The following is a 19277-nucleotide window of genomic DNA, read 5'->3' on the forward strand; positions in this document are numbered from 1 at the left end:
GCGAAGGGCACTAGCTCAACTGGCAGAGCATCGGTCTCCAAAACCGAAGGTTGGGGGTTCAAGTCCCTCGTGCCCTGCAAGGACGAACACAGTCGGTTCGACGACGAGGAGAGGTGAAGGACGTGCCGGACAGCAAGGCGGTCCGTGGTCCGCGCGGAGGGAGCACCCAGAAGCGCACCAGCCTCCCGGTGTTCTACCGGCAGGTGGTCGCGGAGCTCCGGAAGGTCGTCTACCCGACGCAGGAGCAGCTGGTCACGTACTTCATCGTGGTCATGGTGTTCGTCGTCTTCATGATGGTGCTCGTGTCCCTGCTCGACCTGGGCTTCGGCAAGCTCACGTTCGCCGTCTTCAGCGGCTAGCCGGACCGAGCCCACCCCCGATTCCTTGCCCGATTCTTTGATGGAGCAGTACGTGTCTGAGCAGGAGAACGACTCGGTGCAGTCCGAGGAGACGACCCCCGAGGTCGAGCCGTCCCTCGAGGACCAGTACGGCGAGCCGAACGACGGGCCCGAGGTCGAGGACGACCCGCGCCTGGACGCCGAGGTCACCGACGAGGACAGCGACGCGGCCATGGGCCTCGACGACACCGAGGACGGCGGCGCGAGCAGCCGGGGGATGTCCGGGGCCGAGGGCGACGAGGAGCCCACCGCCGCCGAGGACGGTGACGAGCCCGACGAGAACGACCCGCTCGAGGCCTTCCGGCGCGAGCTCTGGGCGAAGCCGGGCGACTGGTTCGTCGTCCACACCTACTCCGGCATGGAGAACAGGGTGAAGTCGAACCTCGAGAACCGCATCATCTCCCTCAACATGGAGGACTACATCCACGAGATCGTGGTCCCCACCGAGGAGGTCGCCGAGATCAAGAACGGCCAGCGCAAGATGGTCAAGCGCACCGTTCTCCCGGGCTACGTCCTGGTCCGCATGGACCTCACCGACGAGTCCTGGGCGGCCGTCCGCCACACCCCGTCGGTGACGGGCTTCGTCGGCCACAGCCACCAGCCGGTCCCGCTGTCGATGTCCGAGGTCGAGAACATGCTCGCCCCCGCCGTCGTCGCGCGCGCGGAGGCGGAGGCAGTCGCTGCCGGTGCCCCGTCCGGGTCCGGTGGCGGCGCCGCGAAGAAGCCGATCGAGGTCGCCGACTTCGACGTGTCCGACTCGGTCATGGTGGTCGACGGCCCGTTCGCCACGCTGCACGCCACGATCACCGAGATCAACGCGGAGTCCCAGCGGGTCAAGGCGCTCGTCGAGATCTTCGGCCGCGAGACCCCGGTCGAGCTCAGCTTCAGCCAGATCCAGAAGGTCTGAGGCTCCCCGAGCCCGTCCGACCGCGATTTCGGGTTCGGCCGGGATCGCAGCACAATGGTTCGGTTGCCCTCGGGCAGCAGCACGGTGGCAGAGGCGTACGACGTACTCCTCGTCATGACCACGAGACAGAAAGAGAAGCAACATGCCTCCGAAGAAGAAGATCGCCGCACTGGTCAAGGTGCAGCTCCAGGCGGGTGCCGCGACTCCCGCTCCGCCGGTCGGTACCGCCCTCGGTCCGCACGGCGTGAACATCATGGAGTTCTGCAAGGCGTACAACGCCCAGACCGAGTCCATGCGCGGCAACGTCATCCCGGTCGAGATCACGATCTACGAGGACCGGTCCTTCACCTTCATCACGAAGACCCCGCCGGCCGCCGAGCTGATCAAGAAGGCCGCCGGTCTCCAGAAGGGCTCCGGCGTCCCGCACAAGGAGAAGGTCGGCAAGCTGACCAAGGACCAGGTACGCGAGATCGCCCAGACGAAGCTCCCCGACCTCAACGCCAACGACATCGACGCCGCGATGAAGATCGTCGAAGGCACTGCCCGCTCCATGGGCGTCACGACCGACTGACAAACGTGGAAGAGCCGCGCTGGCTCGCTGACCACATCTCCTGGAAGTAGGAACACATCATGCAGCGCAGCAAGACCTATCGCGCGGCGTCGGAGCAGTTCGACAAGGACGAGCTCTACGCCCCGCTGACCGCGATCAAGATCGCGAAGACCACCAGCAAGAAGAAGTTCGACGAGACCGTGGACGTCGTCATGCGCCTCGGCGTCGACCCGCGCAAGGCGGACCAGATGGTCCGCGGCACGGTGAACCTGCCGCACGGCACCGGCAAGACCGCTCGCGTCCTCGTGTTCGCGAACGCCGACAAGGCCGAGGCCGCTCGTGAGGCGGGCGCCGACGTCGTCGGTGGCGACGAGCTCGTCGACAAGGTCGCCGGCGGGTGGCTCGACTTCGACGCCGTCGTCGCGACCCCGGACATGATGGGCAAGGTCGGCCGCCTCGGCCGCGTGCTCGGCCCCCGCGGCCTGATGCCGAACCCGAAGACCGGCACCGTGACGCCGGACGTGGCGAAGGCCGTGTCCGACATCAAGGGCGGCAAGATCGAGTTCCGCGTCGACCGGCACGCGAACCTGCACTTCATCATCGGCAAGGCGTCCTTCTCCGAGGTCCAGCTCGCGGAGAACTACGCCGCTGCGCTGGAGGAGGTGCTCCGTCTGAAGCCGGCCAGCTCCAAGGGCCGCTACATCAAGAAGGTCACCGTCTCCACGACGATGGGCCCCGGTGTCCAGGTCGACCCGAACCGCACCAAGAACGTCGCGGTCGAGGACGAGGCCGCCTCGGCCTGACCCCCAGCAACGCCGAGTCGGCGCAGTCTCAGCTGAGACTGCGCCGACTCGCATTTGAGACTGCGCCGACTCGGCCGTTGCGCCCGATTTGGTGCGCGGCCCGGGAGCGCCGTACTGTTCCTCCTGAAACCAGAGACCGCCGGTTGTCAGGCTGCGCCAGCAGCACGACCGAAGGTTCCGCGGAGACGCGGACGGCCAGCGCAGGTGACAGAGCAGGACCGGCACTCCGCCGGACCATCCGCCCTGAGCCTGCGCTCGGGGCGTTCGTCTTTCCTGGGGATCTCCGAGTGGCGGTCGACCACCGGAAGGAGACCCATGGCGCGGGCAGACAAGCAGGCGGCCGTCGCGGAGATCGTTGAGTCCTTCAACGACAGCGCCGGCGCCGTGCTGACCGAGTACCGCGGTCTCACCGTGAAGCAGCTGCAGGACCTGCGGCGCTCACTCGGCGAGAACGCCAACTACGCCGTGGTCAAGAACACGCTGGCCAAGATCGCCGCCACCGAGGTGGGCATCTCCGGCTTCGACGACCTGCTGACCGGCCCGACCGCCATCGCCTTCATCAACGGCGACGTCGTCGAGGCGGCCAAGGGTCTGCGTGACTTTGCCAAGGCGAACCCGTCCCTTGTCATCAAGGGCGGCGTCCTGGACGGCAAGCCCCTCGACGCGGCTGAGGTGGCCAAGCTGGCCGACCTCGAGTCCCGTGAGGTGCTCCTGGGCAAGCTGGCCGGCGCGATGCTCGCGTCGCTCAGCCAGGCCGTCTACCTGCTCAACGCCCCCCTCGCCCAGGCCGCCCGTCTCGCGGGTGCGCTGCAGGCGAAGGCCGAGCAGGACCCCTCGATCCTCGCAGGTGGTGCCGGTACGCCGGCCGCCGCCGAGGAGGCACCGGCCGCCGAGGCGACCGAGGCCCCCGCTGACGAGGCTCCCGCGGCTGAGGAGGCTCCCGCCGAGGAGACCCCCGCTGCCGAGGCCGAGACCTCCGATGAGGGCGACGCCACCGAGGCCTGAGCCACCGCTCGGACCGACGTAACCAACCACCTGAAACCCGGCTCCGGCGCGACGCGCCAGGGCCACCGAATGGAAGGAACCGCCACCATGGCGAAGCTCAGCACCGACGAGCTCCTCGACGCGTTCAAGGAGATGACGCTGATCGAGCTCAGCGAGTTCGTGAAGCAGTTCGAGGACACCTTCGGCGTCACCGCCGCCGCCCCGGTCGCCGTTGCCGCGGCCCCGGCCGCGGGTGGCGCTGCTGCCGGTGGCAGCGACGAGGCCGCCGTGCAGGACGAGTTCGACGTCGTCCTCGAGGCCGCTGGTGACAAGAAGATCAACGTCATCAAGGAGGTCCGCGCGCTGACCTCCCTCGGCCTGAAGGAGGCCAAGGAGCTCGTGGAGTCGGCCCCGAAGCCGATCCTCGAGAAGGTCGCCAAGGACGCCGCGGAGAAGGCGAAGGAGGCGCTCGAGGGCGCCGGCGCCACCGTCACCCTCAAGTGACCCGCGCCAGCTGATCCGCAGCTGAACCGCCACGAGGGGCGGTCCACCCGATCCGGGTGGACCGCCCCTCGTGTCGTCCCCGCTCCCGGCCGAGCCGCAGACGGTCCAGACGGGCCCGCCGGACAGGTGTACGACGGCAGGAAGTGGGAAGGAAACCCGCGCGTAACTTCGCGGCGGTCGTCGCGTTGTTACCGGTCAGTGGGAGACGGGGGAGCGTGTCAGCCACGCCCGGGGAGCCGGTCCGGGCGCGCGCGCTTCACCGGAGAGCACAGGGGCAATGGAGGGACAGGGCGGACATGGGCGTTGAGATCAAGGTCGAACACCTCTCGAAGTCGTTCGGCAAGCAGCTGATCTGGGGTGACGTGACGCTGACCGTCCCCGCGGGTGAGATCTGCGTGATGCTCGGCCCGTCCGGCACCGGCAAGTCCGTCTTCCTCAAGACCCTGATCGGCCTGCTCAAGCCCGACCAGGGCTCGATCGTCATCGAGGGCACCGACATCGCCACCTGCTCCGAGAAGGAGCTCTACGAGATCCGCAAGCTGTTCGGCGTGCTGTTCCAGGACGGCGCGATGTTCGGCTCGATGAACCTCTACGACAACGTCGCCTTCCCGCTGCGCGAGCACACCAGGAAGTCCGAGTCCGAGATCCGCGACATCGTCATGGAGAAGATGGACCTGGTCGGCTTGATCGGCGCCGAGGACAAGCTGCCGGGCGAGATCTCCGGCGGCATGCGCAAGCGCGCGGGCCTCGCCCGCGCCCTGGTGCTCGATCCCGAGATCGTCCTCTTCGACGAGCCGGACTCCGGTCTGGACCCGGTCCGGACCGCGTTCCTCAACCAGCTGATCGTCGACCTCAACGCCCAGATCGACGCGACCTTCCTGATCGTCACCCACGACATCAACACCGCCCGGACCGTCCCGGACAACATCGGCCTGCTCTACCACCGTCACCTCGCGATGTTCGGCCCCCGGGAGATGCTGCTCTCCTCCGAGGAGCCGGTCGTGCGCCAGTTCCTCAACGCCCAGCGGGTCGGCCCGATCGGCATGTCGGAGGAGAAGGACGCCGACGAGCTCGAGGCGGAGAAGGGTCAGGAGCTCCCCCCGCTCCCGCCCATCCCGCTCCAGATCGACCCGTCCAACGGCATCGCGCGCCGCAGCCAGCGCGAGCCCGGCGAGTGGTGCCGGCAGAACGGCGTCACGCCCCCTCCGGGCTCGTTCGAGGCCAACACGGCCGTGGCGGCGGGGGTCTGAGGCAACCCCATGTCCAACCTCACCGCGAGCCGGGTGCTCGCACCCGTCGGGACCGCGGGGAAGCTGTTCGCGTTCGGCCTCGACGTCGGCCGCGGGCTGTTCCGTCGGCCCTTCCAGCTGCGCGAGTTCCTCCAGCAGGCCTGGTTCATCGCCTCCGTCACGATCATCCCCACCGCGCTGGTCGCGATCCCGTTCGGCGCGGTCATCGCGCTCCAGGTCGGGGGCCTGGTCAAGCAGTTCGGAGCCCAGTCCTTCACCGGCTCCGCGGCCGTGCTCGCCGTGGTCCGCGAGGCCGGGCCGATCGCGACCTCGCTGCTGATCGCCGGCGCCGGCGGATCGGCCATCGCGGCCGACCTCGGCGCTCGCAAGATCCGCGAGGAGCTCGACGCGATGATGGTGCTCGGCATCGACCCGATCCAGCGCCTCGTCGTCCCGCGGGTGCTGGCCTGCATGCTGGTCGCGGTGTTCCTCAACGGCCTGGTCAGCGTCGTCGGCGTCGCCGGCGGCTACGTCTTCAACGTGGTCCTGCAGGACGGCACGCCAGGCGCCTACCTGTCGAGCTTCACAGCCCTCGCCCAGCTGCCCGACCTCTGGCAGGGCATGGTCAAGGCGCTGGTCTTCGGGCTGATCGCCGCGATCGTGGCCTGCTACAAGGGCATGAACGCCGCGGGCGGTCCGAAGGGTGTCGGCGACGCCGTGAACGAGTCCGTCGTCATCACCTTCATGCTCCTGTTCGTCGTCAACTTCGTGATGAGCGCGATCTACTTCCAGCTCGTCCCTCCAAAGACGGGTTAGCGACCATGGCGAACATCCGGGCCGTGTACGTCAGGCCCCTCCGGACCCTCGACAGCCTCGGTGAAGAGCTCGCGTTCTTCATCAAGGCGCTCGCGTGGACCCCGCGCACCCTGCGGCGCTACAAGAAGGAGATCCTCCGCATCCTCGCGGAGGTCACGCTCGGCTCCGGCGCGCTCGCCGTCATCGGCGGCACGGTCGGCGTCATCACCGCGATGTGCTTCTTCACCGGCACCGAGGTCGGCCTCCAGGGGTACGCCGCCCTGAACCAGCTGGGCACCGCGGCGTTCTCGGGCTTCGTGTCGGCGTACTTCAACACCCGTGAGATCGCGCCCCTGGTCGCCGGCATCGCCCTGGCCGCGACCGTGGGCTGCGGCTTCACCGCCCAGCTCGGGGCGATGCGGATCTCCGAGGAGGTGGACGCGCTCGAGGTGATGGCGATCCCGTCGCTGCCGTTCCTCGTGACCACCCGCATCATCGGCGGCCTGATCGCGATCATCCCGCTCTACGTGGTCGGCCTGCTGTCGTCGTACTTCGCGACCCGGCTCACGGTCACCCAGTTCTTCGGGCAGAGCACGGGCACCTACGACCACTACTTCAACACGTTCCTGCCGCCCGGCGACGTGGTGTGGTCGTTCGGCAAGGTGCTCGTCTTCGCGGTCACGGTGATCCTGATCCACTGCTACCACGGCTACACGGCCTCCGGCGGTCCCGCGGGTGTCGGCGTCGCGGTCGGCCGGGCCGTGCGCACGAGCATCGTCGCGATCAACGTCATCGACCTGTTCCTGTCGATGGCGATCTGGGGCGCCTCGACGACCGTCCGGCTGGCCGGGTGACGCGGGTGGTGATCCAGTGCGGCTGACGGCCTCCCACAAGCTCCTCGGCATCGTCTTCATCCTGATCCTGCTCGCCGGGGTCTGGTTCACCTATGCCGTGTTCACGAAGAAGTTCACCGACTATGACGAGGTGAAGCTCCAGACGTCCACGATCGGGCTCCAGCTCCCCACCAGGGCGGACGTCAAGATCCGGGGCGTCATCGTCGGCGAGGTCCTCGACTTCCAGTCCGACGCCGAGGGCGCCGAGCTCACCCTCGGCATCTACCCGAGCCAGATCGACACGATCCCGGCCAACGTCACCGGCTCGATCGTGCCCAAGACCCTGTTCGGCGAGAAGTACGTCGCCCTGGACGTGCCCGCGGACCCGGCGCCGGGCCACCTGGAGGCCGGCGACGAGATCACCCGCACCCAGGTCTCGGTCGAGGTCGAGAAGGTCCTCTCCGACCTCTACCCGCTGCTGCGCACGGTCCAGCCCGCCGACCTCAACATGACCCTGAACGCGATGGCCACGGCGCTCGAGGGCCGCGGGGACCAGCTCGGCCAGAACCTCGAGACCGTCGACAGCTACCTGAAGCGGATCAACCCGCAGATCCCGGCGCTGGTCCAGGACCTGAAGATGACCGCACAGGTGTCCGACACCTACGCCCAGGTGATGCCGCAGATCGCCGACATCCTCGACAACACCGTGAAGACCGGCACCACCCTCGAGGGCCGCGAGGTCAAGCTGCACGCGCTGTTCGACAACGTGTCGGCGTTCGCCGACACGGCCAAGGGCTTCTTGGACGAGAACGGCGACAACATGATCCGGCTCAGCCACGTCGGCCAGGAGCAGTTCCGGGTGTTCGCGAAGTACGCCCCGGAGTACTCCTGCCTCACCCGTGGCATCGTCAACGCCGGCAAGCTGCAGGCCGAGGCGTTCCGCGGCTTCGTGCTGCACATCGTGCTCGAGACGCTGCCGAACCAGCCTCGCCCCTACGGTCCGCAGGACAAGCCGCACTACGGCGAGGACCGCGGCGAGAACTGCCTGCACCTGCCCAACCCGCCGTGGTCGCAGTCGAACCCGGTCCGGCACCAGCCCGACTTCAACGACGGCGTCGACGAGCCGACCGGCAAGGGCACCGACCGCGTCGTACCGAACCAGTACTTCCGCACCTCCGTCGGGACGACCCAGGAGGACGAGCTGCTGCGCTCCCTGCTCGGCCCCGCGCTCGGGATGAGCGCCGCCGACGTCCCGGACCTGGGGCTGCTGCTCGTCGGCCCGATGGCACGTGGAGCGGAGGTGTCGCTGCGATGAAGGGCCTGGACCGCCGGACCGCCGGCGACCTCACGAAGCTGCTGATCTTCATCGTGATCACGACGCTCGCGACCTCGGTGCTGGTGATGACGATCGGCAACATCTCGTTCGCGCCGAAGACCGACTACAAGGCGGAGTTCGTCGACGCCACCGGCGTCGTGAAGGGCGACGACGTCCGGATCGCCGGCGTGAAGGTGGGCACCGTCAAGGACGTCCAGATCGTCGACCGCACCCGCGCCCTGGTCACGTTCTCGGTCGAGAACTCGACGCAGCTGAGCCAGGCGACGCACGCCGCGATCCGCTACCGCAACCTGGTCGGGCAGCGCTACATCGCGCTGACCAACGAGATCGGCGACTCCTCGCCGATGGAGGCAGGCGACACGATCCCGGTCGCCCAGACCTCGCCGGCGCTCGACCTGACCGTGCTGTTCAACGGCTTCAAGCCGCTGTTCCAGGCCCTGTCGCCGGCCGACATCAACCAGCTCTCCTACGAGATCGTCCAGGTGTTCCAGGGCGAGGGCGGCAACCTCGAGCAGCTGCTCACCCACACGGCGTCGGTCACCAACACGTTGGCCAGCCGCGACCAGGTGATCGGCTCGCTCATCGACAACCTCAACGAGGTGCTCGACCACATCGGTGACCGCGACGTGCAGCTGAGCCGGCTGATCACGACCTTCCGCACCTTCGTGGGTGGCCTCAAGGACGACCGGGAGGCGATCCTGGGCTCCCTGGACAAGATCTCCCAGCTGTCGGTGCAGACCGCCGACCTGGTGTCCGGCATCCGCCGCCCGTTCGTCGACGACGTCAAGCAGCTGCGGCGCGTCGCCGGCAACTTGGACGCGGGCAAGTCCGAGCTCGACCGGGCCCTGCAGGTGCTCCCGATCAAGCTCAACAAGGTCGGCCGCACCGCGACGTACGGCTCGTGGTTCAACTTCTACCTCTGCCACTTCCAGGGCCGGATCCGCGTGCCCGGAGGCCAGTCCGTCCCGGTGGACTACACCACCGGCAGCCCCAGGTGTGATCTCGGATGACTCACCCCACGAAGTTCTTCTCCCCCGCTGCGCTCCTCCGACCAACGTCGAGGGGGCCCCGAAGATGAGCGTCCCCTTCCGCGAGCGCAACCCCGTCGTGATCGGGGCCGTCAGCCTCGCCGTGATCGCCCTGCTGATCCTGGGTGCGTTCCGCGCGCAGGACCTGCCGCTGATCGGCGGCGGCGACACCTACTACGCCGCGTTCTCCGAGTCCGGCGGCCTCAAGGCGAACGACGAGGTGCGCATCGCCGGCGTCCGGGTCGGGAAGGTCGAGAGCGTCGCGCTCGAGGGCGACCACGTGAAGGTCACCTTCCGCGTGGACACGCCGTCGGAGTTCGGCACCGACACCCGAGCGGCGATCAAGGTCAAGACCCTCCTCGGCGCGATGTACCTCTCGCTCGAGCCCGCCGGCGACGGCCAGCTCGCTGAGGGCGCCGAGATCCCGGTCGACCGCACCAGCTCGCCGTACGACGTGGTCGACGCGTTCTCCGGCCTGGCGCAGACCTCCGAGCGGATCGACACCGACCGGCTCGCGAAGTCGCTGACCACGCTGGCCGACCTGACCCGCAACACCCCCGAGGAGTTCCGCAGCGCGCTGCACGGCGTCTCGGCGCTCTCCTCGAACATCGCCGCGCGCGACGAGCAGATCAACTCGCTGCTGAAGAACCTGAAGCGGGTCTCCAGCGTCCTCGACGAGCGCGACGACGACATCGTCGGCCTGATGAAGGACTCCGACGTGCTCTTCCGCGCCCTGGTGGCCCGTCGGGAGGCCGTGCACAACCTGCTCGTCTCCACCAGCCAGCTGTCGAAGGAGCTGACCGCCCTGGTCCAGCAGAGCCGGGCCGACCTGAAGCCGGCGCTCGAGCACCTCGAGAACGTCGTCCTCGTGCTGAACAAGAACGAGGACAACCTCGACAACAGCCTGCGGCTGATGGCGCCCTTCTACCGGGTGTTCGCCAGCACGTTGGGCGGCGGCCCCTGGTTCGACACCTACATCCAGAACATGCCGCCCGTGCCGGACGTGCAGAACGGCGGTGGTGTGGGATGAGCATCCTGAAGAGGGCCGTGGTCCCCGCGATCATCGTGCTGGCGCTGGTCGCCGGCGCGTTCGCGATGTTCCGCGGCGGCGACACCAGGACCCTGACGGCGCACTTCCCCCGCACGATCTCGATCTACGAGGGCAGCGACGTCCGGGTCCTCGGGGTGCCCGTGGGGCAGGTCGACAAGGTGACGCCGTCCGGCACCGACGTGGTCGTGACCATGTCCTACGACGCGGACGTGAAGATCCCCGCCGACGCCAAGGCCGTGATCATCGCGCCGTCGATCGTCGGCGACCGGTTCGTCCAGCTCACGCCCGTCTACACCGGCGGCGACGTGATGTCCGACGGAGCGACGCTCTCGACGGACCGCACGGCGGTCCCGCTCGAGCTCGACCAGATCTACAGCAGCCTCGACGACCTGACCGTCGCACTCGGGCCGACCGGCGCGAACAAGGACGGTGCGCTGAGCGACCTCCTCGAGACGACGGCCGCGAACTTCGGCGGCGAGGGCGCGAAGTTCCACCAGACCATCCAGGACTTCGGCAAGCTCAGCCAGACCCTCGACGACAACAAGGACGAGCTGTTCGGCTCGGCCCGCGAGCTGGAGGGCTTCATCGGCACCCTCGCCCGGAACGACCAGACCGTGCGCAAGTTCAACCAGTCGCTCAGCGACGCGTCGGGCATGCTCGCCGGCGAGCGCCAGGAGCTGAGCGCGTCGCTCCGCAACCTCGCGACCGCGCTCGGCCAGGTCGGCACGTTCGTCCGGGAGAACCGCGACGTGCTGGGCCGCAACATCTCGGGCCTGAACCGGGTCTCGCAGGTGCTCGTGAAGCGCCGCGACCAGCTCGACGAGATCCTCGGCACCGCCCCGCTGGCGCTGAACAACCTCGCGCTGACGTACAACCCGCAGGCCGGGACGCTCGACACCAACGCCAACCTCGGTGAGCTGGCCAACCAGGTGCAGTCCGACCCGTCCTCGCTGATCTGCGGGTTCCTCAGCCAGGCCGACCACTCCGGCGCGCTGTGCGACCTCGTCCAGCAGGCGCTCAAGCGACCGGCTCCCGGCTCCGGCGGGGCACGCCCGGCGACGACCGGTGACCGGTACGACCCGTCGCTCGGTGGCTTCGTGGGGGTGGACCGATGAGGCCCCTCAGGATGGTCCGGGCACTGGTGGCCCTGCTCGCCGGCGCGCTGCTGCTGACCGGCTGCGACTTCGACGTCTACAAGCTGCCGCTCCCGGGCGGGACCAGCGTGGACGACCCGATCACGGTGAGGGCCGAGTTCGCCGACGTGCTCGACCTGGTGCCCAAGTCGACGGTCAAGGTGAACGACGTGAGCGTCGGCCAGATCACCGACGTCGAGCTGGTCGGCGGGCACGCCGAGGTCACCATGGAGATCCCGCGGGACACCGACCTCCCGGACAACTCGATCGCCGAGATCCGGCAGACCAGCCTCCTCGGCGAGAAGTTCGTGTCGCTCAGCCCGCCGTCGCAGAACCCGTCCGACAACCCGCTCGGCGACGGTGACGTCATCGACCTCGACCACACGGGCCGCAACCCGGAGGTGGAGGAGGTGCTCGGCGCTCTGAGCCTGCTGCTCAACGGCGGCGGCGTGGCCCAGCTCAAGACCATCTCCGACGAGCTGAACAAGGTCTTCGAGGGCCGGGAGGACACCGCCCGGTCGGTGCTCGACGAGATCCGCCAGTTCATGGGCCAGCTCGACGACAACAAGCAGAACATCGTCGACGCCATCGACTCCCTCAACAACCTCGCCGTCTCCGTGCGGCACCAGCAGAGCTCGATCGACGCCGCTCTCGACGAGCTGCCCGGCGCGCTCACCTCGATCGACCAGCAGCGCCAGGACCTGGTCAAGATGCTGACCTCGCTCAACCGGCTGGGCGGCGTCGGTGTCCGGGTGATCGAGGCGTCCAAGGCCGGGACCATCGAGACGCTCCGCCAGCTCAACCCGGTGCTCACCGAGCTCGGCAACGCCGGGTCGGCGTTCGTGAAGTCGTTCAACGTCTTCCTGACATACCCCTTCGTCGACGAGGTCGTCGGGCGCGACCCCCAGGTGGCCCGCAACCTGCACATGGGCGACTACACGAACCTGTCGATCCAGCTGGACCTCGACGTGACCGGCGGTGCCACCGGGCTGCCGACGGAGCTGCCCACCGTGCTGCCCTCGGACCTCGACCCGACCGTCCTGCTGGACCGGGTCACCCGGTGCATCCGTAGCGGTGACCTCACCAGCAAGCCGTGCACGAAGCTGCTGAGCAGCGTCCAGGGGCTCGCCCAGCTCAAGCAGGCCTGCCTGAAGAAGAAGAACGAGAAGGCCGCGGTCTGCCGCGCGCTCAACCAGATCCCGGGCCTGCCGGGCGCACCCGGCGGCGGGGCCGGCGGGCTCCCGAGCAGCCTGCCGTCGCTGCTCGGCATCCTCGGCCTGGGCCGGACCGGTGTCGGCCCGACCCAGCAGGCACACGGTCCGACCATGGGCCAGCTCAGCCGGATGTTCGACCCCGCGCTGGTGCGGCTCCTCGTCCCGGGGATGGTGACCCGTTGATCACTCGACGCACCCGCATCCAGCTGCTCGTGTTCGTCGCGATCACGCTGCTCGGCGTCAGCTACGTCGGCGCCCGGTACGCCCGGCTGGACCGCGTCTTCTTCGACGACCACTACACGGTGACCGCGCACTTCGCGGACTCCGGCGGCATCTTCGCCGGCGGCGAGGTGTCGTACCGCGGCGTGCAGGTCGGGCAGGTGGGCAAGCTGGTGCTCACCGACGCCGGCGTCGACGTGGTCATGGACATCGACAACGGCTACGACGACATCCCGGCCGACGCGCTGGCGGTGGTCGGCAACCGGTCGGCGGTCGGCGAGCAGTACGTCGAGCTGCAGCCGCAGACCGACAACGCGCCGTACCTCACCGACGGCTCCCAGATCGCGCAGGACGACACCCGGACCCCGATCCCGACCCAGAAGCTGCTCAGCGACATCGTGAACACCACCAGCTCGGTGGACCAGCAGGCGCTGGCGACCACGGTCGACGAGCTCGGCCAGGCGTTCGGCGGCACCGGCAAGGACCTGCAGCGGATCATCGACACCGGCAACGCCTTCATCAAGGAGGCGAACGCCAACTTCGACACCACGACGGCGCTGATCCGCGACAGCAACACCGTGCTCCAGGGCCAGCTCGACTCCACGCAGGCCATCAGGTCGTTCGCCCGCGACATGAGCCTGTTCAGCGGCAGCCTGGCCGGCAGTGACGCCGCGCTGCGCCAGGTCATCGACGACGGCTCGGCGACCGCGAACGAGCTGCGGACCTTCCTGGAGGAGAACCAGGTCGACCTCGGGCAGCTGATCAACAACGCGGTGACCACCGGTGACGTGATCGTCAAGCACCTCGACGGCATCGCGCAGATCCTGGTCATCTACCCCTACGTCGTGGAGGGCGGCTTCACGGTCGTCTCCAAGTCCCCGGAGACCGGCCTGTACGACGCGCACTTCGGGATGGTCCTCACCAACAGGCCGGTCTGCCACCACGGCTACGAGGGCACCGACACCCGGCCCCCGCAGGACGGGTCGAACCGGCCGATGAACACGGCGGCGGGCTGCCGGGAGCCGATCGCGATGAGCAACGCGCGCGGTCCGCAGAACCTGCCGCCGGGCGACTCGAAGTACCGCGCCCCGGTCGCGACGTACGACCCGGACACCGCGAAGCTGCACTGGGGGAGCCGGGTGGACCCGGCGTTGGCGCCGACCGGTACCTTGGCACCGCTTGCCTTCGGGAAGGAGTCGTGGAAGTGGCTGTTCCTCCAGCCCCTGCTGCCCTGAGCACCGGGACTGACGAGACGCCGCGTTCTGCCACCTTCCGACTCGTCCTGCTCGTCGTGCTCGTCGTGCTGCTGCTGGTGTCCGCCGGCCTGCTGGTCTGGCTGCTGGCCGACCGCCGTGGCGAGGCCGACGACCTCCAGTCGGAGCGCGAGGCGGTGATGTCCCAGACCGAGCAGTTCGTGCTGCGGCTCAACACCTACGGCCCCGACGACCTCGACGACCAGGGCCACCTCACGACGTACAAGGACAGCGTCGCCGAGGTGATCACCCCGAAGTTCTCCAGCGACTTCGAGCAGTCCGGGCTCCCGATCGCGGAGCAGACCGTCCAGCAGGCCGGCTACGCCCGCACCGCCGACGTGTTCGGCGTGGGCGTGCAGTCCCTCGACGCCGACTCGGCCGTCGCGATCGTGGCCGCCGGCCTCACCAGCACCTACCCCGATCCGAAGCACCCCGACGACGATTCCAAGCGGGTCTCCGGCGGGGAGGACGTGCTGCGCTGGGAGGTCGACCTGGTCAAGACCGACGGCACCTGGCTCGTCGACGACTACTCGCCGGTGACGGGGGAGACCCAGTGAGCGCCCCGACCTGGTACGACGTCCTCGACGTGAGCCCGGCCGCCTCCGCCGAGGAGATCCGGGCGGCGTGGCGCGCCGCGATCGCCGACCTGGACCCGACCGACCGGCGCTTCGGCGCGCTCAACCAGGCGGCCGAGGTGCTGCTCGACCCGGAGCGGCGTGCGGCGTACGACGCGGAGCTGGCACCTGCCGAGCCCGAGCCTGAGCCCGAGGTCTCCTCGCCCGGGGTGCAACCCCTCGGCGAGCGGCGGCGGGTCGTCCCGGCCTGGCTGCTGATCGCGCTCGCGGCCGCGGTGCTGATCGTGGCCGGGGTCGCGACGTACGTCTATGTGACCGAGCCGTCGGACCACTCGGTCGAGGACGCCACCTCGGCCGCCCAGTCGGCCGCCGAGCGCGCGGTCGTGCCGATCCTGTCCTACGACGCGAAGCACCTCGACGAGTCCCGCGCGGCGGCCGAGCAGTACCTCACCGGTGACTACCGCAAGCAGTACGACCAGCTGTTCGACGGCATCATCAAGGAGAACGCGCCGTCCACCGGCACCGTGCTCAAGGCCGATCTGGTCCGCTCGAGCATCGTGCGCGCCGGCGAGGATCGGGTCCAGGTGTACGCGCTGGTCAACCAGACCCGCACCAACGACAAGGTGAAGACGCCGCAGGTCTACAAGAACTGGGTCACGATCACCATGGAGAAGGTCGGCGGGGACTGGCTGGTCTCCGGCATGGACACCTGATCCTCCAGCCGGGGTGCCGCGCAGGCCGGCCGCCGGGGGACCGGCCGACACGCCCTCCTCCACACGCCCGGCCGCGCTGCTTGACCGGAACGGGATCGGCGTTCATGATCGTCGGCAGCGGATTTGTCGCCGTTTGTGAGGCGCGCCCGCGTGCGGTAGGGTGAGAACTTGCGTCTGCCCTCAAATGCTCGTCAGCCTGCCCGGTGGCTGATCTTGTGGTGGGTCGACGCTGTTCGAAGAGCGAATCGTCGAAGGACACCTCTTGGCCGCGCGCACCACCTCTGGTAACTCCCGCCGCATCTCTTTCGCAAAGATCACCGAGCCTCTCGAGCTCCCGCAGCTCCTCTCCCTCCAGACCGACAGCTTCGACTGGCTGATCGGCAACGAGAAGTGGCAGAGCGCCGTCGAGCGTCGCCGCGGCGAGGGCGAGGACGTCTCCAGCAAGTCCGGCCTCCAGGAGATCTTCGAGGAGATCTCCCCGATCGAGGACTTCTCCGAGACGATGTCGCTGTCGTTCGAGAACCCGGTCTTCTACGACCCGAAGTACACCGTGGACGAGTGCAAGGAGAAGGACTTCACCTACTCCGCTCCGCTCTACGTCTCCGCGGAGTTCACCAACAACGACACCGGTGAGATCAAGGGCCAGACGGTCTTCATGGGCGACTTCCCGCTCATGACCGACAAGGGCACCTTCATCATCAACGGCACCGAGCGTGTCGTCGTGTCCCAGCTGGTCCGGTCCCCGGGCGTGTACTTCGAGCGCACCGCCGACAAGACCTCCGACAAGGACATCTACACCGCCAAGCTGATCCCGAGCCGGGGCGCCTGGCTGGAGTTCGAGATCGACAAGCGCGACATGGTCGGTGTCCGCCTCGACCGCAAGCGCAAGCAGAACGTCACCGTGCTGCTCAAGGCCCTCGGCTGGACCAACGAGCAGATCCGCGAGGAGTTCGGCGAGTTCGAGTCGATGATGCTCACCCTGGAGAAGGACCACACCCAGAACCAGGACGAGGCGCTGCTCGACATCTACCGCAAGCTCCGCCCGGGCGAGCCGCCGACGCGTGAGGCCGCGCAGACGCTGCTGAACAACTACTACTTCAACCCGAAGCGGTACGACCTCGCCAAGGTCGGTCGCTACAAGATCAACAAGAAGCTCGGCCTGGTCGAGGCGTTCGACCAGCAGACGCTGACGATCGACGACATCGTCGCCGCGATCAAGTACATCGTCGCGCTGCACGACGGCCGCGAGCAGGTCGAGTCGCCGCAGGGTGCGCTCGACATCACCGCCGACGACATCGACCACTTCGGCAACCGCCGCATGCGCACCGTCGGGGAGCTGATCCAGAACCAGCTCCGCACCGGCCTGGCGCGCATGGAGCGCGTGGTCCGCGAGCGGATGACGACCCAGGACGTCGAGGCGATCACGCCGCAGTCCCTGATCAACATCCGCCCGGTCGTCGCGGCGCTGAAGGAGTTCTTCGGCACCTCGCAGCTGTCGCAGTTCATGGACCAGACCAACCCGATCGCCGGCCTGACGCACAAGCGTCGCCTCTCGGCGCTCGGCCCCGGTGGTCTGTCCCGCGACCGCGCCGGCATGGAGGTCCGTGACGTCCACCCGTCGCACTACGGCCGGATGTGCCCGATCGAGACCCCGGAAGGCCCGAACATCGGCCTGATCGGCTCGCTCGCGTCGTTCGGGCGGATCAACCCGTTCGGCTTCGTCGAGACGCCGTACCGACGCGTCCAGAAGGGCCGGGTCACCGACCAGGTCGACTACCTCACCGCGGACGACGAGGACCGCTACGTCATCGCCCAGGCCAACGCGCCGCTCGACGAGAAGTTCAAGTTCGTCGAGGAGCGGGTGCTGGTCCGCCAGCGCGACGGCGAGGTCTCCGAGGTCCTGGCCGAGGAGGTGGACTACATGGACGTCTCCCCGCGCCAGATGGTGTCGGTCGCGACGGCCCTGATCCCCTTCCTCGAGCACGACGACGCCAACCGCGCGCTCATGGGCGCGAACATGCAGCGCCAGGCCGTGCCGCTGATCCGCAGCGACGCGCCGCTGGTCGGCACCGGCATCGAGTACCGCGCCGCGGTCGACGCCGGTGACGTGGTGGTCGCCACCGCTGCCGGTGTGGTCAAGGAGGTGTCCGCCGAGGTTGTCGAGACCATGAACGACGACGGCACCTACTCGACGTACAAGCTGGCGAAGTTCCGCCGCTCGAACCAGGGCACCTGCATCAACCAGCGCCCGTTGGTCGCCGAGGGTGACCGGGTCGAGGTCGGCTCGCCGATCGCCGACGGTCCGTGCACCGACGAGGCCGAGATGGCGCTGGGCACCAACCTGCTCGTGGCGTTCATGCCGTGGCAGGGCCACAACTACGAGGACGCGATCATCCTCAGCCAGCGCCTGGTGCAGGAGGACATCCTCACCTCGATCCACATCGAGGAGCACGAGGTCGACGCCCGCGACACCAAGCTCGGCCCCGAGGAGATCACCCGGGACATCCCGAACGTCTCCGAGGAGATGCTCGCCGACCTCGACGAGCGCGGCATCATCCGCATCGGCGCCGAGGTCAGCACGGGCGACGTGCTGGTCGGCAAGGTGACGCCGAAGGGCGAGACCGAGCTGACCCCGGAGGAGCGCCTGCTCCGCGCGATCTTCGGTGAGAAGGCGCGCGAGGTGCGCGACACCTCGATGAAGGTCCCGCACGGCGAGTCCGGCACGGTCATCGGCGTCCGCGTGTTCGACCGCGAGGACGGCGACGAGCTGCCGCCGGGCGTGAACCAGCTGGTCCGCGTCTACGTGGCGCAGAAGCGCAAGATCTCCGTGGGCGACAAGCTCGCCGGCCGCCACGGCAACAAGGGCGTCATCGCGAAGATCCTGCCGATCGAGGACATGCCGTTCATGGAGGACGGCACGCCCGTCGACGTCGTGCTCAACCCGCTGGGTGTGCCGCGACGGATGAACATCGGCCAGATCCTCGAGCTGCACCTCGGCTGGCTCGCGAAGCAGGGCTGGGACGTCAACCTCCACGACGACCCGAAGGCCGCGGACTGGAAGCAGCGCCTGATCAAGATCCACGCCGACAAGGCGGAGCCCGGCACCAAGGTCGCGACCCCGGTCTTCGACGGTGCCCGCGAGGACGAGATCACCGGCCTGCTCGGCTCGACGATCCCGAACCGGGACGGCGTGCGGATGATCGACAACACCGGCAAGGCGGACCTCTTCGACGGCCGCTCAGGTGAGCCGTTCCCCGAGCCCGTCGCGGTCGGCTACATGTACATCCTCAAGCTGCACCACCTCGTGGACGACAAGATCCACGCGCGCAGCACCGGCCCCTACTCGATGATCACGCAGCAGCCCCTGGGCGGTAAGGCCCAGTTCGGCGGCCAGCGGTTCGGCGAGATGGAGGTCTGGGCGATGGAGGCGTACGGCGCCGCCTACGCCCTGCAGGAGCTGCTCACGATCAAGTCGGACGACGTGCCTGGTCGCGTCAAGGTCTACGAGGCCATCGTGAAGGGCGAGAACATCCCCGACTCGGGCATCCCCGAGTCGTTCAAGGTGCTCGTCAAGGAGATGCAGTCGCTCTGCCTGAACGTCGAGGTGCTCAGCCAGGACGGCTCGCAGATCGAGCTCCGTGACGCGGAGGAGGACGTCTTCCGCGCCGCCGAGGAGCTCGGCATCGACCTCTCCCGTCGCGAGCCCAGCAGCGTCGAAGAAGTCTGAGTCACGCGGGGGCGTCCACGTGACG

The 19277-nt window shown here is 68.5% G+C and carries 18 protein-coding genes and 1 tRNA gene; all 19 read left to right on the plus strand.

The genetic code is table 11. The features are described from left to right. Window positions 1-4 precede the first annotated feature (4 nt). The 19 genes from N538_RS0110680 to rpoB all read left to right on the plus strand — a co-directional run bounded on the left by N538_RS0110680 (window position 5) and on the right by rpoB (window position 19252). A tRNA-Trp gene (locus N538_RS0110680) sits at window positions 5-77 on the plus strand. 36 nt (window positions 78-113) lie between these two features. Then, a complete protein-coding gene (secE, locus tag N538_RS0110685; RefSeq protein WP_442937164.1) occupies window positions 114-359 on the plus strand; it encodes a preprotein translocase subunit SecE in 246 nt (81 codons plus the stop codon). 40 nt (window positions 360-399) lie between these two features. Continuing rightward, complete coding sequence (nusG, locus tag N538_RS0110690; protein ID WP_036570146.1) at window positions 400-1305, plus strand: transcription termination/antitermination protein NusG; 906 nt, start codon at window positions 400-402, stop codon at window positions 1303-1305. 142 nt (window positions 1306-1447) lie between these two features. Further along, on the plus strand, window positions 1448-1876 hold the full coding sequence (gene rplK, locus N538_RS0110695; protein WP_028637305.1) for a 50S ribosomal protein L11: 429 nt from the start codon (window positions 1448-1450) through the stop codon (window positions 1874-1876). A 59-nt stretch (window positions 1877-1935) separates the two neighbouring features. Continuing rightward, the gene (gene rplA, locus N538_RS0110700) at window positions 1936-2658 is read left to right on the plus strand and encodes a 50S ribosomal protein L1 (RefSeq protein WP_036570147.1); all 723 of its coding nucleotides are present in this window, start codon (window positions 1936-1938) and stop codon (window positions 2656-2658) included. A 315-nt stretch (window positions 2659-2973) separates the two neighbouring features. After that, window positions 2974-3663 (plus strand): 50S ribosomal protein L10, encoded by a 690-nt coding sequence (gene rplJ / locus N538_RS0110705; protein WP_028637307.1) that lies wholly within the window; start codon window positions 2974-2976, stop codon window positions 3661-3663. Between the two features lie 87 nt (window positions 3664-3750). Further along, window positions 3751-4146 carry a 50S ribosomal protein L7/L12 gene (rplL, locus tag N538_RS0110710; protein WP_028637308.1) on the plus strand — a complete coding sequence of 132 codons (396 nt, stop codon included), beginning with the start codon at window positions 3751-3753 and terminating at the stop codon, window positions 4144-4146. Between the two features lie 296 nt (window positions 4147-4442). After that, complete coding sequence (locus tag N538_RS0110715; protein WP_028637309.1) at window positions 4443-5396, plus strand: ABC transporter ATP-binding protein; 954 nt, start codon at window positions 4443-4445, stop codon at window positions 5394-5396. Between the two features lie 9 nt (window positions 5397-5405). Further along, window positions 5406-6191: an MlaE family ABC transporter permease gene (locus N538_RS0110720; RefSeq protein ID WP_028637310.1), complete on the plus strand. Its 786-nt coding sequence runs from the start codon at window positions 5406-5408 to the stop codon at window positions 6189-6191. A 5-nt stretch (window positions 6192-6196) separates the two neighbouring features. After that, on the plus strand, window positions 6197-7024 hold the full coding sequence (locus tag N538_RS0110725) for an MlaE family ABC transporter permease (protein WP_028637311.1): 828 nt from the start codon (window positions 6197-6199) through the stop codon (window positions 7022-7024). Window positions 7025-7040: 16 nt separating this feature from the next. Beyond that, the gene (locus tag N538_RS0110730; RefSeq protein ID WP_028637312.1) at window positions 7041-8318 is read left to right on the plus strand and encodes an MCE family protein; all 1278 of its coding nucleotides are present in this window, start codon (window positions 7041-7043) and stop codon (window positions 8316-8318) included. Further along, window positions 8315-9349 carry an MCE family protein gene (locus N538_RS0110735; protein ID WP_028637313.1) on the plus strand — a complete coding sequence of 345 codons (1035 nt, stop codon included), beginning with the start codon at window positions 8315-8317 and terminating at the stop codon, window positions 9347-9349. Before N538_RS0110730 ends, N538_RS0110735 begins: the two co-directional genes overlap by 4 nt. Window positions 9350-9413: 64 nt before the next feature. Next, window positions 9414-10397, plus strand: a complete 984-nt coding sequence (locus N538_RS0110740; protein WP_028637314.1) for an MCE family protein — start codon at window positions 9414-9416, stop codon at window positions 10395-10397. Next, window positions 10394-11533 (plus strand): MCE family protein, encoded by a 1140-nt coding sequence (locus N538_RS24860; protein WP_036570150.1) that lies wholly within the window; start codon window positions 10394-10396, stop codon window positions 11531-11533. The genes N538_RS0110740 and N538_RS24860 overlap by 4 nt, the downstream gene beginning before the upstream one ends. After that, window positions 11530-12948 carry an MCE family protein gene (locus tag N538_RS24865; protein ID WP_081790422.1) on the plus strand — a complete coding sequence of 473 codons (1419 nt, stop codon included), beginning with the start codon at window positions 11530-11532 and terminating at the stop codon, window positions 12946-12948. The genes N538_RS24860 and N538_RS24865 overlap by 4 nt, the downstream gene beginning before the upstream one ends. Further along, on the plus strand, window positions 12945-14219 hold the full coding sequence (locus N538_RS0110755) for an MCE family protein (RefSeq protein WP_028637315.1): 1275 nt from the start codon (window positions 12945-12947) through the stop codon (window positions 14217-14219). Before N538_RS24865 ends, N538_RS0110755 begins: the two co-directional genes overlap by 4 nt. Continuing rightward, complete coding sequence (locus N538_RS28385; protein ID WP_155992054.1) at window positions 14189-14794, plus strand: hypothetical protein; 606 nt, start codon at window positions 14189-14191, stop codon at window positions 14792-14794. Before N538_RS0110755 ends, N538_RS28385 begins: the two co-directional genes overlap by 31 nt. Beyond that, on the plus strand, window positions 14791-15525 hold the full coding sequence (locus N538_RS28390; protein WP_028637317.1) for a DnaJ domain-containing protein: 735 nt from the start codon (window positions 14791-14793) through the stop codon (window positions 15523-15525). The genes N538_RS28385 and N538_RS28390 overlap by 4 nt, the downstream gene beginning before the upstream one ends. Window positions 15526-15787: 262 nt before the next feature. Continuing rightward, complete coding sequence (gene rpoB, locus N538_RS0110770) at window positions 15788-19252, plus strand: DNA-directed RNA polymerase subunit beta (RefSeq protein WP_051549168.1); 3465 nt, start codon at window positions 15788-15790, stop codon at window positions 19250-19252. The last annotated feature ends 25 nt before the right edge of the window (window positions 19253-19277 follow it).

It is taken from the genome of Nocardioides sp. URHA0032 (assembly GCF_000620645.1).
Classification (GTDB): domain Bacteria; phylum Actinomycetota; class Actinomycetes; order Propionibacteriales; family Nocardioidaceae; genus Nocardioides.